Source organism: Pseudofrankia coriaricola (assembly GCF_032027725.1).
Classification (GTDB): domain Bacteria; phylum Actinomycetota; class Actinomycetes; order Frankiales; family Frankiaceae; genus Pseudofrankia.
In genome coordinates this window covers 33,017-54,708 of sequence record NZ_JASNFO010000049.1, presented here as the reverse complement: position 1 = coordinate 54,708, position 21,692 = coordinate 33,017, and the positions used below count along the sequence as shown (strand labels likewise).

Sequence of the window (21,692 nt, the reverse complement as noted above, 5' to 3'; positions counted from 1 at the left end):
GCACGATACCGGACATATGGATAGCATCCGGTTGTCGCGCTGTCAAGAAGACTCGTGGCGTCATCGTATACAAAATACATTCGCGTGGTCCGGCGGCGTGAATGAGGCACGGAGACGTCGTGGCTGGTCCTTCGAAACGGCGTCATGACATGCTCCTGTGGGCACCCGAAACCGGTCGGCAGCATCCAGCCGAGCTCGGCCCGCCAGAGTCTCGGCGGCTAGGGCCTGAATCTGGGCGGTTAGTCAGCTCGATGCGCCGGGCTTGTCCGTGGATCTTTCGGAGCGGTTCTCGGCGGTCAGCCGACGCCAGTTCCCGTGCGCCGCCGGCGATCACCGCCCCTCGGCTGACGAAGCCGGCCCATGATCGACGAGTGGGTCTGTGGGCCGGCGTCTCGTGCCCCCTTCTGTTCGTCTTGCGCATACCCGCGGCGCGATCAACGGATGGTCCACCGCCTGGACGCGTCGAAGATCACCGGCGGGCCTGAACGAGTGATCACATCGGTGACGATGCCCAGGGCCGCGGACGACCCGGCGTGGACGTGGTGGCCGCCGTCGAGTGCGCGCCGAGCCGGGTCTTCCACGCCGGGTTCCAGGCGGCCGAGCTCACCGCGAACGGCCGTGCGCAGGCGATGCCGGGCGGCCCGTCGGCCATCGTGGGGCAGAGCGCGACGTTGCCCCGCGATCCCAGTACAGAAGAAAAGACGGCGGGACAGACCGCCGGGGGCTGTGCCGATGACAACAGGCCGCAATGTGCTTGGCGAGGTCGGCCCGTGGTGGGTGAACGAGATGACGTCATTCGCCGCCGCCGCCAGCGTGCCGGCCACACGGTCATTGGTCGCCGATGACGATCGGCCCTTGGTTCGGGGGCATCAGTTGGTCGGATCGTCGTTTCCGACGGGTCGTCGCCGGCGTTTGTATCGTCATGCCCGTTCGCCGTCCGGTCGCCGGACGCGGCGGCTCTGGTGGTACCGGTCCGCACGGCGATGCGGGCCGATAAAGCCGCCTCGACGGTGAAGTCATTTTCTGTACCTGTCCTTGAGTTTTTCCCGACGGGCACCTCTCCTCCCTGATCCAGCCTTCGCCGGCACAAGCGTGCCGTCTGTCGACCCGAGGAACCCTGAAGACAACCGGTGCGGCATTTGCCTCCACCTCTGTGATCTTCGCGTTCAGCAGCATCAAGGCGACGCGCCGCCGGGGCAACTTCTCCGCGCGGCGCCGGAACGTCCGCAGGGCTGTGACCCCGGCGAACACCGTCGCGCGTCGATGGCACTTTGGTGCCATCGGCGTGGTCGGCGTGCCTAGCCTCGCGGCGGGAGGCGCGAGGGATCCGAGCTGTGAGACGGATGACTTCCGCTCCGGAAGGGGGCGGCAGCGGCCGCGCGGGGCGGGTCGTCTCCGGCTGAGGCGGACGTGGGGGAGGAGCTCCATCTCCGCCGCGCAGCGCCAGCCGGGCGGGCTCGACAGGCCGCTCGTTGGGATTCGTCCTCATTTGGTCCCATGAGCATCGGTACATTTTTTGACATCGACATCGATAAACAGTTCCGTGTCCATCACATCGTGCTCGGGCTGGGGAATCCGGCCTTCGCGGCCGTGCGTCCGCTGGGGAATCCGCGTTGTGGGAACGAGGCGCCTGGTTCCGTGACGCCCACCCTCTGTGTCGCTAGGGCAAAAATTGTGAGTGCTCACTCATCTAGATGGATGGTGTTCGTCGCCGTGACGCGCAGTAGATGATTCGCGACATCTGTGACTCGATTTGTCCGAAGTGGAGGTGCTTGGCGCGGCTCCCTGGGGCGGACCCGCTCCCGGGCCTCGCTCGCGGGCGCCTGCCCGAGATCCGGCGATGCGAGCCGAGCGTGGCGCGTCGCGGAGCGGGCCGCCCGAGAGCTGCCGCGCATGCGCCATCGGGGTTCCCGCTGATCGTCGCGACCGGGCCCGGCCGTGGCCGCGCCGCTGGTCCGCGCGAAGCGCTGCAGGTGGTGGCCCATCTGGATCTGGAGGGCGGCCTGGGTGTTCCGCGAGATCGAATGTCGACTATGGTTCAGCGCCGCCGCGCTGGCGGCGAACGGCCGGGGGCTGTGGGCGTGCCAAGGCGCGCCGAGTGGGTTGTGGCCATGTGGAGGCATGCCAGGTGGTTCGACCGCCTGGCGTGGGCTCAAGGGAGCCTCAGCGGGCGGCGGTAACACGGAGCGACGATCGTGCGTAGTCGGGTGACCTCGGGACGTAATCATCCGTGGTGGCGACGGTGCGTGTAGCCGCCCCTTACTCATCGCTCCTCATCAGTAAGTGCTCACTTGCGCAGATGTGTCCCGTCGTTTACTGTCTGTCCTCGTCAACGGCGGATGGATGGCCGAGAGGGGTACTTGCTGGGTATGGCCAACGCGGCCGCGGGCGACGGTTCCAGGTGATTCGTCTTTTTGTCGAACGCTAAACATCTGCATATTTCCGACCCCTCGGGCCTGGTTGCTCCGGCAGCTCTCGCATCGAGGGGCCGGGCGTCGCCCGGTGGGCGGGGTGGCGGGAGCCGGTGCGGGGACGCGGGACCCACGGTGCCCTGACCGCCTGGGGCGCCGTTGAAGGCGCCTGCCGGCGGTGGCCGTTCATGTTCGCCTGTCGACGGCGAGACAGGCGGCATTACCACACCCAAGATGATGCGTGCAAGCTGTTCCTGCACAGTGGATATCGACGGCCTCTTTCGTTCGACCGCGAACTGGTTCGGCCCGTCGTCTCCTTCATGCGCACGCCGGCGTTGTGAGGCGGCACGCGCTGATGCGCCGCCTCGCGGGCTGACGCCTATTCGCTGACGAACTTTGTGGTTCCCGGCCGCGTCGCAGCCAGGCATGCTCGCGCACCCGCGGGCGTGTCGTTGACCGCAGCCACGGCCGCAGGCCAGTTAGGCGCGGCCGGTTGACGCTCGTTGGACCGTGTCAAAGTGCGGCTGTCATCGTGTTGACGGAGCACCTTGCGCCCGGTCCTGCCGGCCGCGCCATTCGAATGCGTGTGCCGCGCCCGTGCTGTATGAAAGCGGAGACGCTGGACAAAGGATTGGAGGTAGGCCGCCGGTCCACGCGGATCGCGCTGGGAAATGGCCTGGTCGGGAGCCGGACGACGTTGGCTGGCGCGTGACACGGGATCATACGGCGGACCGCTCACCGCCCATCCGGCGACGGGAGGCCGGCGGCGGTCCGCACGGTCAAGAAGTCCGTACTCGAGATGGCGTTCGCCAAAAGCATCATCTGAGATGGCGTTCGCCAAAAAACGGAAAACCAAGCTCATTCGCTGGATACGTAGGTGGCGAGCACCGCCGGACTCGCTGCCCGACGCCGGTCGCATGTCACGGCCCCTCCGCCCCCTTGCCGGCGCCCTCTCGTCGCCGGTCCGCCCAGCCGAAAGCCCCTCGGCCGCCGGGCCGGCGACGCATCACCCACTCCCTGGCCGGCATCGCCGGCCCCATGGACACCTCTGGAAGTGATCTGTGAAGCACAGTGCTACGCGGAGCCCGGTTGTCGGCGGCCGCGGGGTGACAGACGCGCGACGCCGCGACGTCGGGAGACGGGACCAGGTCATCGGGGTAAGCCCGCTCGGAGAACCGGACCCCAGGCTGGCCGCGGCGGTCAGCGGCGCCGGAGCGCTGGGCGTGCTGGATCTGGGATCCGACCCGGCCGGCGCGACCCGGGCGCTGCGATTGACCGCTCGACTGACCGAGTCGTCGTTCGGCGTGTGGGTCTCCCGGCTGGACGCGGTGGACACGGACGAGCTGGCGCGGCACCGCGACCGGATCGACACCCTGCTGGTGGCCGGCAGCGCTCTGGCCGACGCCGCCAGCCAGCGGCTGCTGGACGCGCTGCCCGATGCCCGCGTCCTGGCCGAGGTCACGAGCGTGCGCGAGGCGGTGGCGGCGGTGGCCGCCGGTGCCGACGGCCTGCTGGCCCGGGGTAACGAGGCCGGCGGCCGGGTCGGCGAGCTCAGCTCCTTCGTCCTGCTGCAGCAGGTGCTCGAGGAGCGGGAGCTGCTCGGGGACGAGGGGGCGGCCCTGCCCGTCTGGTGCTGGGGCGGGATGGGCGTGCGCACGGCGGTCGCGGCGGTGGTCGGCGGTGCGGCCGGGATCGTGCTGGACACCCAGCTCAGCCTGCTGCGCGAGGCCACGGTGACCGAGCCGGTCGGCAGCGCGCTGCGCCGCATGGACGGCACGGAGACGGTCGTCGCGGCCGGCTACCGGGTCTACCAGTCGCCCGCCGGCCGGCGGGCGAGCGGCAACGCCGAGGACTGGCCGGCCGAGGCGGTCGCCGCCCGGCTCGGCGGCCAGGACCCTGGTCGCCAGCTGTTGCCGGTGGGGCAGGATGCCTTCCTCGCCCAGCTGTTCGCCAACCGGTTCGGGACCACCGCGCGGGCCGTCCAGGCGATCCGCGCCGCCCTGCGCGCCAGCACGGGCTCGGCGGAACTCGCGGCCGCCGAGTCCGTGCTGGCGACGGACTCGCCGCTGTGCGCCTCCTGGGGAACGACCCGGCCGGTCGCGCAGGGGCCGATGACCCGGGTGAGCGACCAGGCCGGGTTCGCGCGCCGCGTCGCCGTCGACGGCGCGCTGCCGTTCCTGGCGCTGGCGCTGGCGGACGCGGAGCAGTCCCGCCGGCTGCTGCTCGAGACCCGGGACCTGCTCGGCGAGCGCCCCTGGGGGGTCGGCCTGCTCGGCTTCGCCCCTGAGGATCTGCGCGCCTCCCAGCTGGAGGTGGTACGCGAGATCCGGCCGTCCTGTGTCATCGTCGCCGGCGGCCGGCCCTCCCAGGCGGCCGACCTTGAGGCGATCGGCATCCCGACCTTTCTGCACGTGCCGTCGCCGACGCTGCTGCGGCAGTTCCTCGACGCGGGCTGCCGGCGCTTCGTCTTCGAGGGCTCCGAGTGCGGCGGCCACGTCGGCCCGCGCGCGAGCTTCCCGCTCTGGGAGGCACAGCTCGACGTCCTGCTCGACTACCTCGACAGGACATCGCCGGGCGCCAGGACCGCCGGTTCCGGGCCGCGGGCCCAGACCGGCCTGGGCCTGCAGGTCCTGTTCGCGGGCGGGGTGCACGACGCCCGCTCGGCGTCCATGGTGGCGGCGATGGCGAGCCCGGTGGCCGCCCGCGGCGTCGGCGTCGGCGTGCTGATGGGCACCGCCTACCTGTTCACCCGGGAGGCCGTGGAGCTCGGCGCCATCCAGGACGAGTTCCAACGGCAGGTGGTGGCCGCGCGGGGCACGGCCCTGCTGCGGACCGGGCCGGGCCATGCCACCCGCTGTGTGACGAGCCCGTTCGTCGACCGGTTCCACGCCGCCCGCGACGAGCTACGCGCGCGGGGTGTGCCGGACCAGCAGGCCTGGGAGGCGTTGGAGCGGCTCAACGTCGGCCGGCTGCGGGTGGCCAGCAAGGGCCTGGAGCGGCACGGCGACGAGCTGGCCGCGGTCGACGGCGAGCGGCAGCGCGCCGAGGGCCTGTTCATGGCGGGGCAGGTCGCCGTGCTGCGGTCCGCCGCCACCACCATCCACCACCTGCACGACGACGTCACCTCGGGCGCCCGCCGGTTCCTGCGCGACCAGGCCGAGTGGCTGTGGGACGGGCATGGCCCGGCGGCCGCCTCCCGGGCATCCCAGACGGCGCCCCTGGACATCGCCGTCGTCGGCATGGCCTGCGTGCTGCCAGGTGCCGCCGATCTGGCGACCTACTGGGCCAACGTCGTGTCCGGCAAGGACGCGGTCTCGCTCGTGCCACCCGAACGGTGGGACCCCGAGGTCTACCTCGACACCGACGCCGACCATGACGGCGGCCCGAGTGGGGAGAAGACCCGCTCGAAATGGGGCGGGTTCCTGCCCCGGATCCCCTTCGACCCGTTGCGCTACGGCATCCCGCCGGCGTCGCTGGCGAGCATCGAGCCGGTCCAGGCGCTGGCCCTGGAAACCGCCCGGCGCGCGCTCGACGACGCCGGTCTCGATCCCGACCGCGTCAACCACATCCGCACGGGCGTGGTGTTCGGCACCGAGCCCAACAGCGACCTGTCCGCCGCGATCACCCTGCGCGCGCTGCTGCCGGCGTACTACGGCGAGGTTCCACCGGAGCTGCGGGACGTGCTGCCCCGCATCACGGCGGAGACGTTCACGGGCATCCTCGGCAACATCGTCGCGAGCCGGATCTCCAACCGGCTCGACCTGGGCGGCCCGGCCTACGTCGTGGACGCCGCCTGCGCCTCGTCGCTGGCCGCACTGGACATGGCCTGCAAGGAGCTTCGGTTCGGCGGCGCGGACGTGATGATCTGCGGTGGCGCGGACCTGCACAACGGCGTGCTCGACTATCTGCTGTTCTCCTCCGTCGGCGCGCTGTCCCCGACCGGCCGGGCCAGGCCCTTCGCCGCCGACGCCGACGGGACCACCCTCGGCGAGGGCGTCGCCTGCGTCGTCCTGAAGCGGCTCGCCGACGCCGAACGTGACGGCGACCGCGTCTACGCGGTGGTCAAGGGCCTGGGTGCGGCCAGCGACGGCCGGTCCCTCGGCCTGACCGCCCCCCGGCCGGAGGGCCAGCAGCTCGCGCTTGAGCGCGCCTACCACAACGCCGGCCTCTCGCCGGCCGACGTGGGGCTCGTCGAGGCGCACGGCACCGGCACGGTCGTCGGCGACCGCGCCGAGCTCACGACCCTCACCAGGGTGTTCACCGAGGCGGGTGCCCGGCCGGGCACCTGCGCGCTGGGGTCGGTCAAGTCCCAGATCGGCCATACAAAGACCGCCGCCGGTCTCGCGGCCCTGGTCAAGACGTCGCTGGCGCTGCACCACGGAGTCCTGCCGCCGACCCTGCACGTCGAGACACCCAACCCGGCCTGGGAGCCGGACGACAGCCCGTTCGTCCTCGCGGGCACGGCGCGGCCGTGGACGCGGCCCGTCGCCGAACGGGTGGCCGGGGTCAGCGCCTTCGGTTTCGGCGGGGCGAACTACCACGCCGTCCTCGCCGGTCACGCCGGCGCGGTCGACGCCCGCCACGCCCTCGACCAGTGGCCGGCGGAGCTGTTCGTGTTCCGCGGCGCCGACCAGGCGGCTGCCCTCGCCGGGGTCGCCGAGCTGCGGCGGCTGCTGGTCGCGAACGACGCCGGCGGGCGGCCGTGGCCGCTGCGCGACCTGGCCGCCACGGCCACCCGCCGGGCGCGGCCGCGGCGAGGGCTCGTCCGGATCGCGGTCGTCGCGCGGGACCTGGACGACCTCGCCCACCTGCTGGAACGGGCGGCCCGCGGCGAGTCGGACCCGCGGGCGGGGCTGTTCGCCGTCGGCGGCCCCTCTCCGGGTGCCCCTGACGGCGTGGGCGGCGGGGGTGTCCCGGGCGGCGCGGGCGCGGTAGCCGTGCTGTTCCCCGGGCAGGGCAGCCAACGGCCGGGCATGCTGGCCGAGCTGTTCGTCGCGTTCCCGGAGCTCCGGGACTACCTGCGGCTCGGTGAGCCGTGGCGGGACGCCATCTTCCCGCCGTCGACGTTCGACGGGCCGCCGGGATTGTCGCCGGGTGGCGCCGGGTCGGCCGAGGAGCGGCTGCGGGACACCCGGGTCGCGCAGCCGGCGCTCGGGATCGCGGGTCTCGGCGTCTACCATCTGCTGTCCCGGCTGGGCCTCGCGCCGGACATGACCGCCGGCCACAGCTATGGCGAGCTGGTCGCGCTGTGCGCCGCGGGCGCCTACGATCCCGAAACCCTGCTCGACCTGTCCGCCGCCCGGGGCGAGGCGATCGTCCGGGCCGTCACCGGTGTCGCGTCCCAGGCGTCCGCCGGTGGCACCGAGCCGCCGGACCAGGGCGCGATGGCGGCTGTGCGGGCACCGCTGGCGGTCGTCGCCTCGGCGCTGGCCGAGACGCGCCTCGCCGAGCAGGTGGTCGTCGCCAACCACAACGCACCCGACCAGGTCGTGATCTCCGGGGCGACACCGGCCGTGGAGGCGATGATCCGGCTGTTGCGCGACGCCGGGCACAGTGCCATCCGGCTGCCCGTCGCCTGCGCGTTCCACAGCCCGCTGATCGCCGGGGCCGGCCCGGAGTTCGCACAGCGGCTGGCGGGCGCTCCCCTGTCCGACCCGCGTTTGCCGGTGTGGTCGAACCGCACGGCGGAGCCCTACCCGGCCACCGACGGCGTCGGCGCGGCGGGCGACGCCGTCCGGGCCGAGCTCGCCGCGCAGGTGGCGGCGCCGGTGCGGTTCGTCGACCAGATCGAGGCGATGTACGCCGCCGGCGCGCGGGTGTTCGTCGAGGCGGGCCCCGGCCGGGTCCTGACCGGCCTGGTCGACTCCATCCTCGGTGACCGGCCGCACCTGGCCGTGGCCTGCGACGGCCGGCGCCGTGGGCTGACCGGCTTCCTGGACGCGGTCGCGACGCTCCTCGTCGCCGACGTACCGCTGTCCGTCGACTGGCTGGTCGACGGCCGCGACGCCGTCGACCGTGACGGCGCGACGGCGCCGACGCCGCCGCGGTGGAGCGTGGACGGCCGCAGTATCTGCCGCGCGGACGGCGAGCCGCTGCCAGGCGGCCTGCTGCCCGCTGCCCGGGTGCGCCAGGCTGGCCCACCGACGCTCGTGGCCGCGACGACCACGCTGTCCCTGACCGGTGTCCCGACGCCGCGCCACGCGGCGGCGGACGAGCCGGCGGTGGGCCGTCCGGCCGCCGCGCTGGCCGCTCTGGGTGGCACACCGTCGCCGGCCGGCCAGGCGATTCCGGCCGGCCAGGAGACGTCGACCGGCGGCGCGGCGAACCACACGATCGCCCCCGCGACCCGGGAGGCGCTGGTCAGCCAGTTCCTGCGGACCTCGCGGGACAACCTGGCCGCGCAGCGCGACGTGCTGCTGTCCTACCTGGGCGCGGGCCGGGACGCCGCCACGGCACTGTCCACGGCGGCGCGCATGCCGGCGGCCGACGGGCTGGTCGCGTCGTCCGTCGCCCACAGCTGGACGGGTGGGCCCGGTCCGGTCGACCTGCTCGCCAGGCCAGGTACGGCCATCCCCGTCGGTCCGCTCGCCGCGCCAGCCGACACTCCCATCGCCATTGCGGCCGCCGCCGCCGTGGTGCCCTCCGCGCCAGCCGGCGCGCAGGGGGACGTGACAGCCACCGTTCTCGACCTGATCGCCGAGAGCACCGGCTACCCGACCGACATGATCGAGATCGACCTGGACCTCGAGACCGACCTGTCCGTCAACTCCCTGAAGCGCACCGAGCTCGCCGGCCAGTTCGTCGACCGCTTCACGCTCACCGGCGCCGGCGGTGTCGATGAGCTCAGCCGCCTGCGCACCGTGCGCGCCATCGTGGGCTGGCTCACGGAGCACACCGGCACCGCTGCCGGCTCACCGGAACCGCCGACCATACCCGCAGAGCCGGCGGCGCCCACCGAGCTGACCGCGCCCGCACGGCCCGCGGGCGGTGCGCGCAACCGTGGCCCGACGCGGTTCGTCCTCACCCGGCGGCCCGCGTCTCCCGCCGCCCCTGGCCGGGTGGACCTGACGGGAACCACCTGGACGGTGTTCGGCCGCGCCGCCGACGTGCCCGGCCGGAAGCCGATCATGCACCTGCTGGCCGAGCTCGGCGCCGAGGCGCGCTTCAAGCTGGTCGAGGAGCTGGCTGACGGCGACCAGACGGCCCCGGATGGCGCGGTATACCTGGCCGGCTGGGGGGACGGCGGTGGGGAGCCGGAGCTGCCGGACGCCTTCGGCGCGCTGCGCGCCGTGGTGCGCGGTGGCCCGCGCTGGCTGTTGGCCGTGACCCCGCCTGACGCCATGCGGGCCGCCGGCCTGCGCGGCCTGTTCCGCACGCTCGGCCGCGAGTACCCGACGACCACGGTGAAACTGGTGGAGACCGACGCGGCCGCGGGCCCCGCCCTCACCGACGCCGTCGCCGCCGAGCTGGGTGAGCCTCCTGGCGGCCCGGTGGTCGTTGTCCACCGCGACGGCGCGCGCCTGGCCGAGGAGCTGACGGCGGTGTCCGCCGGAGCGCTCGCGACGGCCGGGGCGGGGCCGGCCGACGACGGCACCGCCGAGGCCACGGCGCTCGGCCTGGACCGCGACGCCGTGGTCGTCCTGGTCGGCGGGGCCCGCGGGATCACGGCGGGGTTCACCGCCCTGCTCGCGGGTGCCGCCGGCTGTCACCTGGAGCTGGCCGGGCGCACCCCCGAGCCGGTGAGCGAGGAGGACCCCCGGCTCGCCGCCGCGACTGACCGGGCCGCCCTGCTCGACGCCGTCCGGGAGCTCGGGCACCGGTCCGCGAAAGAGGCCAGCCGCGCGGTCGCGCAGGTCCTGGCACAGCGGGAGATCCGGGCGACGCTGGCCACCGTCGCGGCCCGGGGCGGCGACGCCCGCTACCACCAGCTCGACGTGCTCGACACCGAGGCGGTCCACCGGTTCGTCAAGCAGGTGTTCGCCCACCACGGCCGGATCGACGCCGTCGTGTACTCCGCCGGGGTGATCGAGGACCGTCTGGTGGCGGACAAGGAACCGGAGTCGTTCCGCCGGGTGTTCGACACGAAGGTGGCCGGGGCGCGGGCGCTGCTGGCGGCGTTCGACGAACTGCCCGTCCCGCCACGCACCCTGGCGTTCTTCGGCAGCATCGCCGGCGTCATGGGCAGCCGGGGCCAGAGCGACTACGCCGCGGCGAACGACGCCCTGGAGACCCTCGGCGCGGCCTGGGCACGGCGGACCGGGTCGCGGGCGCTCACGGTCCACTGGGGCCCCTGGGCGCCGGACGCGAGCCACCCCGGCATGGTCAGCGCCGACCTCGAACGGGACTTCGCCCGGCGCGGGGTCGACCTGATCGACCCGGAGGAAGGCCACCGGTGCCTGCTGCGCGAGCTCGCCTGGGGCCCGCGGGACATCCATGGTGTCGTCTACACCGCGTCTGGCTGGTAGGCGATGCCCACCTCCTCCGCCCCGGACTCCTCTTCTCCCTCGGACTGGCGGCCGCCGCCGGTCGCCATCGTCGGCATGGCGGTGCTCCTGCCGGGCGCGCCCGACCTGGAGACGTACTGGCGGAACCTGGTCGACGGCAACGACGCCATCGCCGAGGTCCCGCCGGGCCGCTGGGACCCGGCGTTCTACGACCCGCGGGGCGCGTCGGGGCCGGCCCGCGCCGACCGGATCTACTGCCGGCGCGGCGGGTTCGTCGACGAGTTCGCCTACGCCGACCCGCTGCGCTTCGGTATCGCGCCGAGCGACGTGCGAAGCATCGAACCCGACCAGCTTCTCGCGCTGCGCGTCGCGGCGGCCGCGATCGACGACGCCGGCGGCCCGTCCCGGCTGGGGGACCCGGCCCGGGTCGGGGTCATCCTCGGCCGCGGCGGCTACATCGGCGCGGGCATGGCCCGCCTCGACCAGCGGCTGCGCACGGCCCACCAGCTGGTCCACACCCTCGGGACGCTGCTGCCGGCGCTCGGCCCGGACGACCTCGACCAGGTCCGCGCCGCGTTCACCGACCAGCTCGGGCCGGAGGCGCCGGACGCGGCGATGGGCATCGTGCCGAACCTGACCGCGGCCCGGATCGCGAACCGGCTCGATCTCGGCGGACCGGCGTTCACCGTCGACGCCGCCTGCGCGTCGTCACTGGTCGCCGTGGACTGCGCCGTCAGCGAGCTGGCCTCGGGCCGCTGCGACACGGTGCTGGCCGGCGGGGTCCACCACTGCCACGACATCACCCTGTGGAGCGTGTTCACGCAGCTACGGGCACTGTCGAGGGCGCAGCGGATCCGGCCGTTCGACCGTGGCGCGGACGGCACCCTGATCGGCGAGGGAACGGGCGTCGTCGTCCTCAGACGGCTGGCCGACGCCGAACGCGACGGCGACCGGGTCTACGCCGTGATCCGCGGGACCGGCGTGTCCAGCGACGGCCGTGGCGGCGGGCTGGTCAGCCCGGATCCGGCCGGACAGCAGGTGGCCGTCGAGCGGGCCTGGCGCGCGGCCGGTCTCAACCCGCGCGAGCCCGGCGCCGTCGGCATGATCGAGGCGCATGGCACCGCCACGCCGGCCGGCGACGAGGCCGAGCTGACGACGCTGGCCCGGGTGTTCGGGCCCGGCCGCGACGACGAGGCGGCCCCGGGCGGCCTGGGCGCGCTCGGCTCGGTCAAGGCGATGATCGGGCACGCGATGGCGGCCGCCGGGGTCGCCAGCCTCGTCAAGGCGGCCCTGGCGCTGCACCACCGGGTCCTGCTGCCGGCCGTGAACTGCGACGACCCGCATCCCGCGGTCGCCGCGACCCGGTTCCGTCCGCTGCCGGCCGCCGTGCCCTGGGAGTCGGCCGGCCCTCGCCGGGCCGGCGTCAACGCGTTCGGCTTCGGCGGCACCAACGCCCACGTGCTGCTGGAGGAGGCCTCGGCCGCGGCGGCCGCGGCATCCGACGGCCCCCTCGGCGCACCTGCGCGGGTGGCGGCCGGCGCGCGGGTTCTCGACCCGCCGGTCTCGGCCTCCCCGGTCTCGGCGCCGGCGGCCGCGCGGCTCGCCGGCTCGGTGGCGGCCACGGCCACGGTCGTCGAACCCGAGCTGGTGCTGCGGCTGGCGGCGCCGACCGCGGACGAGCTGGGCGTCCTGCTCGAGGTCGAGGACGCGGTGCTGCGGGCCCAGGCCGCCACCACACCCGTGTACACCGGGGCCGGGGCGCGGCTCGGACTGGTGAACCCGACCGCGCGGCGGCTGGCATCGGCGCGTTACGCGGTCGGCGGGATCCGCCAGGGCGCCTGGAAGGCCTGGCGCGGCCGGAGCGAGGTGTGGGCCAGCGCGGAACCGCTGCTCGCCGGCGGGGACGCGGGCCGGACCGCGTTCGTCTTCCCCGGGCTGGAGGCGGAGTTCTCGCCGCGGCTCGACGACGTCGCCCGCCACTTCGGTTTCGCCGTCACGACGGACCTGTCCAGCGCCGACCTGGGTCACCACGGCACCGGCGTCCTGCTGGTGAGCCGGCTGCTGGACCGGGTGCTGCGGCGGATGCGGGTCAAGCCGGACGCGCTCGCCGGGCACAGCATCGGCGAGTGGAGTGCGATGTTCGCCGCCGGGATGTTCGACGACGACGCGGTCGACGCCGACATCTTCGCCGCCGATCCCTACGAGGGCGACGTCCCCGACGTCGACTACGCGTCGCTGGCCTGTTCGAGCGACCAGGCCAGGCAGGTCCTCGCCGACTACCCCGAGATCGTCCTGTCCCATGACAACGCTCCCCAGAGCTCGGTCGTCTGCGGGCCGCCGGGCGCGATCGCGGATCTGGCCGGCCAGCTGCGGCGCAAGAACGTGGTCGTGCGGGTCCTGCCGTTCCGCTCCGGCTTCCACACCCCGATGCTGCTGCCGCACCTGCCGGCTCTGCGGGCGCGGACGGACCGGCTTCGCCTGCGCAGGCCGGCGCGGGTCGAGCTGTGGTCGGCGACGACGGCGTCGCCGTATCCCGCCGGCCTGGAGGCGGTCCGGGAGCTGTTCGTGCGCCACCTGGTCGAGCCGGTGCTGTTCCGCCAGACCGTCGAGGCGATGTACGCGGCCGGTGTGCGGGTGTTCGTCCAGGTCGGGCCAGGGCGGCTAGGCGGGCTCATCGACGGCGTCCTGGAGGACTCGCCGCACCTGACGATCGCGGCGAACTCGGCCCACCGCGACGGGCTCGGCCAGCTGCGCCGGCTCGCGGCCGCGCTGTGGGTGGAGAACGGGGACCCCGACTTCGCCGCGCTCGACGAGCCCAGCGCCGACCGTGCCGGTCACGGCGGCCAGCCGGGCGCCAGCCTCACCGCCCACGCGGCGGACCCGGCGCCGGACGGTCCCCGCGCGCATCCTGTCCGGCTCGACCTCGGCGCGTCGACGATCATCATCGACCCCGGCAGGCTCCCACGTGTCGGTCTCGTCGGCGCCGGCCCGCCGCGACCAGGCGATGCCCCGACCGGCGTCGGGCAGGCCGGCGAGCCATCGGGGTGGCCCCTGCCCGCCGACCACCCGCTCACCACCCGGGCGGACCGGGACCCGCTGGCCAAGGAGCTCGTGGCGCTGCTGGCCGAGACCGCCGACACGGTCGCGGCCCTCCTGACCTACTCGGCCGGCGACGTCCCGACCGACGGGGTGTCCTCCGCTACCACCGGGATCGCCGCCGGCACCGGGACCGCTGGCACGGTCCTGGGAGCCGTCGTCGGCCGCGGGGCGGCCTCGTCCGGGGGACCGGCCGCGGCGCCGGTCCTCACCGGTGCGGACGACCTGCGCGAGGAGCCCGGGGGAGCGGGCTGGACGGCGACGCTGCGGGTGTCCACCGCGGCCATGCCGTACCTGCTCGACCACGCGCTGACACCGCAGGCGCCGGGCTGGCCGGACCTCGCCGACCGGCGCCCGGTGGTGGCCGCGACCACCACCGTCCGGCTGATGGCCGACTATGCGCAGCGGGCGTCGGGCCGAACCGCCGTCGGCGTCTACGACGTGCGCTTCGACGACTGGCTTCCGGCGGAACCGGCCACCGACGTGGCCGTCACCCTGCGGCCGGAGGGGCCGGACCGGTACCGGGTCACCTTCGCCGGGTACGCGAGCGGCCTGGTCCGGCTGGCCGACGCCTACCCCATGTCGAGGCCGCCGCGGTGGCCGGTCGACGCCGACGCCGAACAGCCGCCGGCCATGACCGGCCGGGACATGTACCGCGAGCGGTGGATGTTCCACGGCCCCGCCTTCCAGGGCGTGACCACCTTCCTCGGCCACGGGCCGTCCCACGTCCGCGGCGTCCTCACCGGCTCCCGGACGCCAGGGGCGCTCCTGGACACGGCCGGTCAGCTCATCGGCTACTGGGTTCGCATGCGGGAGTCGGACCGTTTCCTGATGTTCCCGGTCAGGATCGGAGGAGTCGAGTTCTTCGGCCCCGAGCCCGCGCCGGGCAGCCCGGTCGCCTGCCACGTCTGGGTCAGGCAGTTCGACAACGAGTGGGCCGAGGCGTACATGCAGCTCGCCGCCGGCAACCAGGTCTGGGCGAACGTCTATGGCTGGGTGAACCGCAGGTTCGACCTGCCCGTGGAGCTCGACGAGGCGTTCCGCTGGCCGGAGCGGCGGCCGTTCGCCGACCTCCGCCCCGGTGGCTGGGTCATGGCCACCGAGCGCTGGTCCGACCTGGCCGTCCGCGAGATGGTGCTCAGCCGCTACATCGGCTCGGCCGAACGCGCGCAGTACGACGCGCTGCCGCCCGGCCTGCGCCGGGAGTGGCTGCTGCGGCGGATCGCGATCAAGGACGCCGTCCGTGTCCGGCTCTGGGGGCCACGGCACCCGGCGATCTTCCCTGCCCAGATCGAGGTGTCGGACCCGTTCGGCCCCACCGCCGGACGGGACGGCACCGGCCGGCGGGCCGGCACTGCCGCCGGCGCCGCCGCGGGCCTGCCGGTGACCGTGTCCGGCGCCCACGGCTTCCCGCTCGCGCCCTTCGAGGTGCGCGTCGCGAGCGTCCAGGATCTCGCGGTCGCGCTCGCCGTGCCGCTGGACGGGCCGACGCGGGGCGGGCACGCCGTGCCGGGCTGGCAGGCAGCCGTCGGCCTCGCCATCGAGCCCGTCGCGGCGGAACCGTCGAACCCGGCTGCCGGCGCGGCCACGTGGGAGGCGCCGGCGGGCGTCGATCCCAACGACCCGTGGTGGCGCTGCCGCCTGGCGGCCGTGACGAACGCCGCCGCGCGGGCGGCCGGCGTCGACGCGTCCCTGCCACGGGTCACGGCGGCGGCGCGGGCCGCCACCGACCGGGACACGGTGACCGCGGCCGTCACCGCGGACGGCACCCGGTACTCGGTGAGCTGCGTCGAGGTGGCCACCAGCCCGCCAGGGCTGCCTGCCCGCGGATACGTGGTGGCCTGGACGACCGGTGCCCGGCCGGAGCACGACGAGAGAGACGACAACAGGCACATGGAGCGGAGGGGAGTCGACGCATGACCGTGGACGACAGCCGGACCAGCGAGGTCCTGGGCGAGGTCAACGACATGATCAATAAAATCACCCGGAAGTACGGGTCGCCGCCCGTCCAGGTGACCATGGACACGTTCTTCCACAGCGAGCTCGAGCTGGAGAGCATCGACCTGGTCACGCTCGGCGTGATGCTGGCGGAGCGGTACGGGGACGACGTGAGCATGGCCGAGTTCCTGGCCGACAAGGATCTCGACGACGTCATCGCGCTGCGGGTCGGCGAGGTCGTCGACTACGTCGTGTCCTGCCTGGACGTCCCGACCACCGTCGACTGAGCATGCCGACCATCCGCGTCCACGACACCGACATCCACTACCTGCACACGCCGGGCAGGCCGTCGGAGAACCCGGCGCCGACCCTCGTCTGCATCCACGGCCTCGGCACCGACAGCCTCGCCAGCTTCTACCTGACGCTGGCCGCGCCGCTGGCCGCCGCCGGCGTCGACATGCTGTTCTACGACCTGCGCGGCCATGGCAACAGCGGACGGCCATCCAGTGGCTACCAGGTGGGCGACTTCGTGGCGGACCTCGAAGGGCTGCTCAGCGAGCTCGACGTGCGGCCGCCGGTGCACCTGATCGGCAACAGCTTCGGCGGCACCGTCGCGTTCGGGTTCGCGGCGGCCCACCCGGACAAGGTCGCCAGCCTGGTCTCGATCGAGTCGGAGCCGCCGACCGAGCAGTGGGCGCTGCGGGTGGGCGACGTGCTGGAGAACTCCAAGCACGAGCTGTCGCGCGCAGAGACCTACCAGTTGATCTCGTTGCAGTTCGGCGACCATCACGCCCGGCTGTCGCGGCAGGCCTACCGGCGCCTGGCGGAGACCTCGATGGTCGAGGAGATCCCGAGCGGGCCGATGCTGGACCTCACGGACCTGAGCCGGATCACCGTCCCCGTCCTGAACATCGTCGGCAGCGACGGGTTCCAGTCCGACGATCCGTACCTGCTCGAAGGCGTGCTGCCCGACTGCCAGACCGTGGTCATCCAGGACCAGGACCATTCCGTCCTCGTCGAGGCCCACCGGCAGGTGCGCGACCTGCTGCTCGACTGGGTCTTCTCGCACCATCCCGTCGCGGCGGCGCCGGGAGCGCAGGCGTGAGCACCTTCCTGCTCGTCGTCCCGCCGCTCGCGGGCCACATCACCCCGCTGGTCGCGGTGGCCGAGCGGCTGGGCGCCCTCGGCCACCGCGTCGACTGGTGCGGCGAGCCGTCGCTGATCAGGCGGCTCGCCAGCCCGGACGCGGTGGTGCACCCCGCCCTCGGCGGCCCGGCCGACCCCGAGCGCGGTCTCGGCCTGCGCGGTTATGCGGCCGTCAGGTTCCTCTGGGAGGAGTTCCTCATCCCGCTCGCCGAATCCGCCCACGAGGCGGTCGCCGACGCGGCCAGGCGGTCCGGCGCCGACCTCGTCGTCGCCGACATGCAGGCCCTGGCCGGCCCGCTCGCCGCGGCCCGGCTCGGGATCCCGTGGGCCACCTCCGCCACGACCTCCACGTCCTTGCGGGACCCCTTCGGCGCCACGCCGAAGGTCCGGCAGTGGCTCGACGGCCTGTTCGCGGACCTGATCGTGCGGCTGTGCCCGGGCGCGACCGTGCCGCTGACGCCCGCGACGCTCGAACGCTCCCCGCTGCTCGTGCTCGCCTTCACCACCGAGGCGCTCGCGGGCCCGGCCGACCCGGCCGGCCCGGCGGAACCACCGATCGCCTGGGTCGGCCCGGCGCTGCGCCGCCCGACCGCCGCGGCGCCGCCGGACGCTGTCGCCACGGTGTCGCCAGCGGGCGCCGCCCCGGCGTTCGACGAGCCGTTCCCGCGGTCCTGGCTCGACCCGGCGAGCTCGCTGGTCGTCATCAGTCTGGGCACCGTCAACGGTCCGGTCGGCGGCCGCTTCCTGCTGGCCTGCGCGGACGCGCTGCGCCAGCTCGGCGGCGGGGTGCAGGCCGTGATAGCCGACCCGGCGGGCGCCATCGCGGGGGCACCCGACAACGTCCTCGCCCGGCCGTACCTGCCGATCCAGGAGCTGCTGCCCCGCGCGGCCGCCGTCGTCTGCCACGGCGGTCACAACACGGTGTGCGAGGCGCTCGCGCACGACCTGCCGCTGGTCGTCGCGCCGATCCGCGACGACCAGCCGGCCGTCGCGCAGCAGGTGGCCGACGCCGGCGCGGGCATCCGGCTGCACTTCGGCCACGCCACGGCCGACCTCATCGCGGCCGCGGTCAGCGATGTCCTGGACGACCCCCGGTACCGCCGGGCCGCCCGGCAGGTCGGCACCTCGTTCCGGGCCGCCGGCGGAGCCGTCGCGGCGGCCGACCACCTGGTGCGGCTCGCCGCCAGCCGCGGCCGGCGCGGATGAGCGGGAACGGCGAGCTGGGCCGGAACGGCCAGCTGGGCGGGAACGGCGAGATGGGTGGCATGAGCGAGACGGGCGGGATGAGCGCGACGGGCGAGATGGGTGGGATGGGTGCGGGCGAGCTCGGTGCCCCGGCCCCACAGCACCAGCCGCGCGGCCCCTTCGACCTTGTCCTCCGGTACACCGCCGGCTTCCGGGCCCGCCTCGTCCTCGGCGGCGTGCTGACGCTGTCGGGCACAGCGCTGTCACTGGCGCAGCCACTCATCGCGCAGCGCGTCCTGGACCGGCTCGCCCGCCACCAGCCGGTCACCGGTCTGCTGCTGATTCTGGCCGGCGCCGTCGTTCTCGGAACGGCCGTCGGGGCCGTGGGCTACTTCCTCGTCGAGACCGTCGGCGAGTCCGTCGTCCGGACCGTGCGGCGACTGCTGGTGGCTCGCATCCTGCGGCTGCGGCCAGCCGCGACCGACGAGGTCGGCCCCGCGGACCTGATGTCCCGGCTGGTCGCCGACACCACGCTGCTGCGCCAGGTGACGACCCAGTCGATGGTCGCCTCCGTCACGGCCGTGCTCGCCCTGCTGGGATCCCTCGTCCTCATGGGCCTGATCGACTATGTGCTGCTGGCGGTCACGCTCACCGCGGTCGTGACGATGAGCGTCTCGGTGCGCTGGTCCGCGGCCCGGATCGGGCGAGCCACCGGCAGGACGCAGGAGTCCGTCGCCTACCTGGCGATGCTGCTCGACCGCGACCTGGGGGCCTTCCGGACTGTGAAGGCGGCCGGCGCCGAGGCCCACGAGGTCGGCCTGCTGACCGACGCGGCGGACGCCGCCTGGCGCCGTGGCCTGCGGGTCGCGGGCTGGCAGGCGGCCAGCGGAGCGTCCGCGGGCCTGCTGATGCAGGCGTCGTTCCTCGCCGTGCTCGGCGTCGGTGGCGCCCGCGTGGCGTCTGGGCGGCTGCCGCTCGCCGACCTGATCGCCTACCTGCTCTACATGTTCTTCCTGACGCAGCCCGTGACGACCCTGGTCAGCGCCTGGGGCCAGCTCAGGGTCGGCGGGGCCGCCGCCGAGCGCATCGAGGCCGTGCTCCGGCTCGCCGTCGAACCCGTCGCCGTGCCCGTGCCCGCCGAGCCTCGGCCTCCCTGGAGCCGTTCCGGCAGCCGGCCTGCCGGCGCGCGCCATGCCCGCGCACGACGGCCCGGCGCCGGCAGCCCAGACACCGACGCCGCCGCGCCTGCTCCCGTTCCCGCCGTCGCACTGGCGGCCGCCGGTGCGAGGACGAGGGCCGGCGGGAGCGACCAGCCGGGCGCGAGCGGCCCGCCGGGCGGTTTCCCGTTCTACGGCCGGCCTGATCTCGCCCGTCCCAGCACGGGGGAGGCCGGCCACGGCGTGGCGGACGCCTGCGCCACCGTCGCGTTCCAACAGGTCGTGTTCAGCTACCGGCCAGGCCTGCCGTTCGTCCACCAGGGCGTGACGTTCACCGTCCCCGCCGGCGGCATGACCGCCGTCGTCGGACCGTCCGGGGCTGGCAAGTCCAGCCTGTTCGCCCTGCTCGAGCGGTTCTACGACGTGACGGCCGGCCGGGTTCTCGTCGACGGCCGGGACGTCCGCGACTGGCGGCTGACCGACCTGCGCCGCTCGATCGGCTACGTCGAGCAGGAGGCCCCGGTCCTCGCCGGCACCCTGCGGGCGAACCTCACGCTCGGGCTCTCCGACATCGAGGAGGAACACCTGTGGGAGGTGGTCCGGCTGGCTCGGCTCGACGACGTCATCCAGATTCTCCCCGGCGGCCTCGACGGCTGGATCGGACATCGCGGCGGCACCCTGTCCGGTGGTCAGCGGCAGCGGATCGCGATCGGCCGGGCCCTGCTGCGCCAGCCGCGCCTGCTGCTGCTCGACGAGGCGACCTCGGCACTGGACGCGGTCAACGAGGCGGCGCTGCGCGACGCGCTCGCGACCGCGGCAGAGACGACCACGGTGATGGTCGTCGCCCACCGGCTGTCCACCGTGGTCAACGCCCGTCAGATCGTCGTCCTGGAAGCGGGACAGGTGCGTGCCGTCGGCACCCACGCCGACCTGCTTGACCTCGACCCCGTATATCGGGAGCTCGCCACAAACCAGCTTCTCGTGCCCGACGCCTGACCCTGGCCGGCCGTTGCCGCGAGGTGCCGGCCACGACCGCGCTGGTGCATCGCCGGAGTGGCGCCGGGCGTGCCGAGTTCGACGCGCGCAGACGATCCGCGGAACGCCCACGACGGGTGCGTCGGCGCCGCGCGGGGGCTTGGCGCGTCAGGTTTCGGGTCAGAGGTTGGCACCGCGGGCGGTGACCGGCCAGTGGCCGGCCACGACGCCGCCACGGGTGACCACGAGGTGATCGACCAGGTTCACGGCGGCGCAGACGTGGTTGGGCACGATGAGAGTGGTGCTCCCGATCGAAGGAACGGGGCCGCCTGGCGTGACGGTGACCACGGCATGGTGTTCGGACAAGGACGTCACGGTGGCATCCGGAAACTCCGGGAGATAGCCGAATCCGGGTGTCCAGCCAGGACGGTCGGCCCCGAGGATCTTGCTGCCGGCGTCGAGCACGAACCGGTCGGGAGCCGGTGCGCTCACCACCGTCGTCGCGGCGGCCAGCGCTATCTGATCGGCGGTGCACGAACCGAGCGCGAGCTGCTGCGCGTCGTTGAAGACGTATACCCCGGGGCGGAGTTCGGTGGCCGTCCCAGGACGGGAGTACGCCAGGCTGGGCGTCGACCCGCCGCTGAGCACCGTGATGGTCAGACCCGCGGCGCCGATGGTCCGCGCGGCGATGGCGAGCGCGGTCTCCTCGTCGCGCGCCGCCTGGGACCGTGCATCGGGGTGGTAGGCGTGTCCGGGGAAGGTGAACACGCCGCGAACCCGCAGACCGGCGCCCGCGGCCGCGAGGGCGACCTCGGCTGCGGCGTCGGGCGCGACTCCGCTGCGGTGATGACCGCTGTCCACCTCGATCATCACCTCGACGGGCGCGTTCGCCGCGCCGAGGCGACGCGCGGCCGGGATGGAGTCGACGCCGACCGCGACCCGCGCGCGGTCGGCCAGGCGCCGCAGCCGTTCGGCCTTGGCCGAATCAGCCCACACCGGATAGGCGATGAACAGGTCATCGAACCCGGCCGCCGCGAACGCCTCGGCCTCACCGATGGTCGCCACGGTCAGGCCGACGGCTCCCGCTCTGCGCTGCAGGTCAGCGAGCCGCGGAGTCTTGTGCGTCTTGGCATGAGGCCGTACCGCGAACCCGCCGTCCGCGGCGGCGGAAGCCAACCGGCCGATGTTGTCGTCGACGACATCAAGATCCACCACGAGTGCGGGCGTGCTGATCCCATCGGGAACCGGGAAGATCACAGATGCCCTCGCAATACGCCCTCGCCACGTCGGGTTCGCTTCCGCGGCGCCGACCCGCCGGTGCCGACATCGGGTCAACGGAT

General features: G+C 74.1%; 8 protein-coding genes. 6 read left to right on the top strand and 2 right to left on the bottom strand.

Going from position 1 to position 21,692, the window contains the following annotated elements; all coding sequences use genetic code 11:
- Window positions 1-434: 434 nt before the first annotated feature.
- Window positions 435-581 carry a hypothetical protein gene (locus QOZ89_RS25730; RefSeq protein WP_198543630.1) on the bottom strand — a complete coding sequence of 49 codons (147 nt, stop codon included), beginning with the start codon at window positions 579-581 and terminating at the stop codon, window positions 435-437.
- A 2,936-nt stretch (window positions 582-3,517) separates the two neighbouring features.
- On the opposite strand from QOZ89_RS25730, the gene QOZ89_RS25725 reads away from it, so the two are divergent.
- The 6 genes from QOZ89_RS25725 to QOZ89_RS25700 are packed head-to-tail and all read left to right on the top strand — an operon-like array spanning window position 3,518 to window position 20,373.
- On the top strand, window positions 3,518-10,876 hold the full coding sequence (locus QOZ89_RS25725; protein WP_071054180.1) for a type I polyketide synthase: 7,359 nt from the start codon (window positions 3,518-3,520) through the stop codon (window positions 10,874-10,876).
- 3 nt (window positions 10,877-10,879) lie between these two features.
- The gene (locus tag QOZ89_RS25720) at window positions 10,880-15,871 is read left to right on the top strand and encodes a type I polyketide synthase (protein ID WP_071054178.1); all 4,992 of its coding nucleotides are present in this window, start codon (window positions 10,880-10,882) and stop codon (window positions 15,869-15,871) included.
- Complete coding sequence (locus QOZ89_RS25715; RefSeq protein WP_071054176.1) at window positions 15,868-16,176, top strand: phosphopantetheine-binding protein; 309 nt, start codon at window positions 15,868-15,870, stop codon at window positions 16,174-16,176. The genes QOZ89_RS25720 and QOZ89_RS25715 overlap by 4 nt, the downstream gene beginning before the upstream one ends.
- A 2-nt stretch (window positions 16,177-16,178) precedes the next feature.
- Entirely contained in the window at window positions 16,179-16,994 is an 816-nt protein-coding gene (locus tag QOZ89_RS25710; protein ID WP_312625815.1) for an alpha/beta fold hydrolase, read from the top strand.
- Window positions 16,991-18,241, top strand: coding sequence for a glycosyltransferase (locus QOZ89_RS25705; RefSeq protein WP_071054172.1), 1,251 nt, complete (start codon window positions 16,991-16,993; stop codon window positions 18,239-18,241). The genes QOZ89_RS25710 and QOZ89_RS25705 overlap by 4 nt, the downstream gene beginning before the upstream one ends.
- 59 nt (window positions 18,242-18,300) lie before the next feature.
- A complete protein-coding gene (locus QOZ89_RS25700) occupies window positions 18,301-20,373 on the top strand; it encodes an ABC transporter ATP-binding protein (RefSeq protein WP_241842417.1) in 2,073 nt (690 codons plus the stop codon).
- Between the two features lie 159 nt (window positions 20,374-20,532).
- On the opposite strand, the gene QOZ89_RS25695 is transcribed toward QOZ89_RS25700, so the two are convergent.
- A complete protein-coding gene (locus QOZ89_RS25695; RefSeq protein WP_312625812.1) occupies window positions 20,533-21,609 on the bottom strand; it encodes an alanine racemase in 1,077 nt (358 codons plus the stop codon).
- Window positions 21,610-21,692 lie beyond the last annotated feature (83 nt).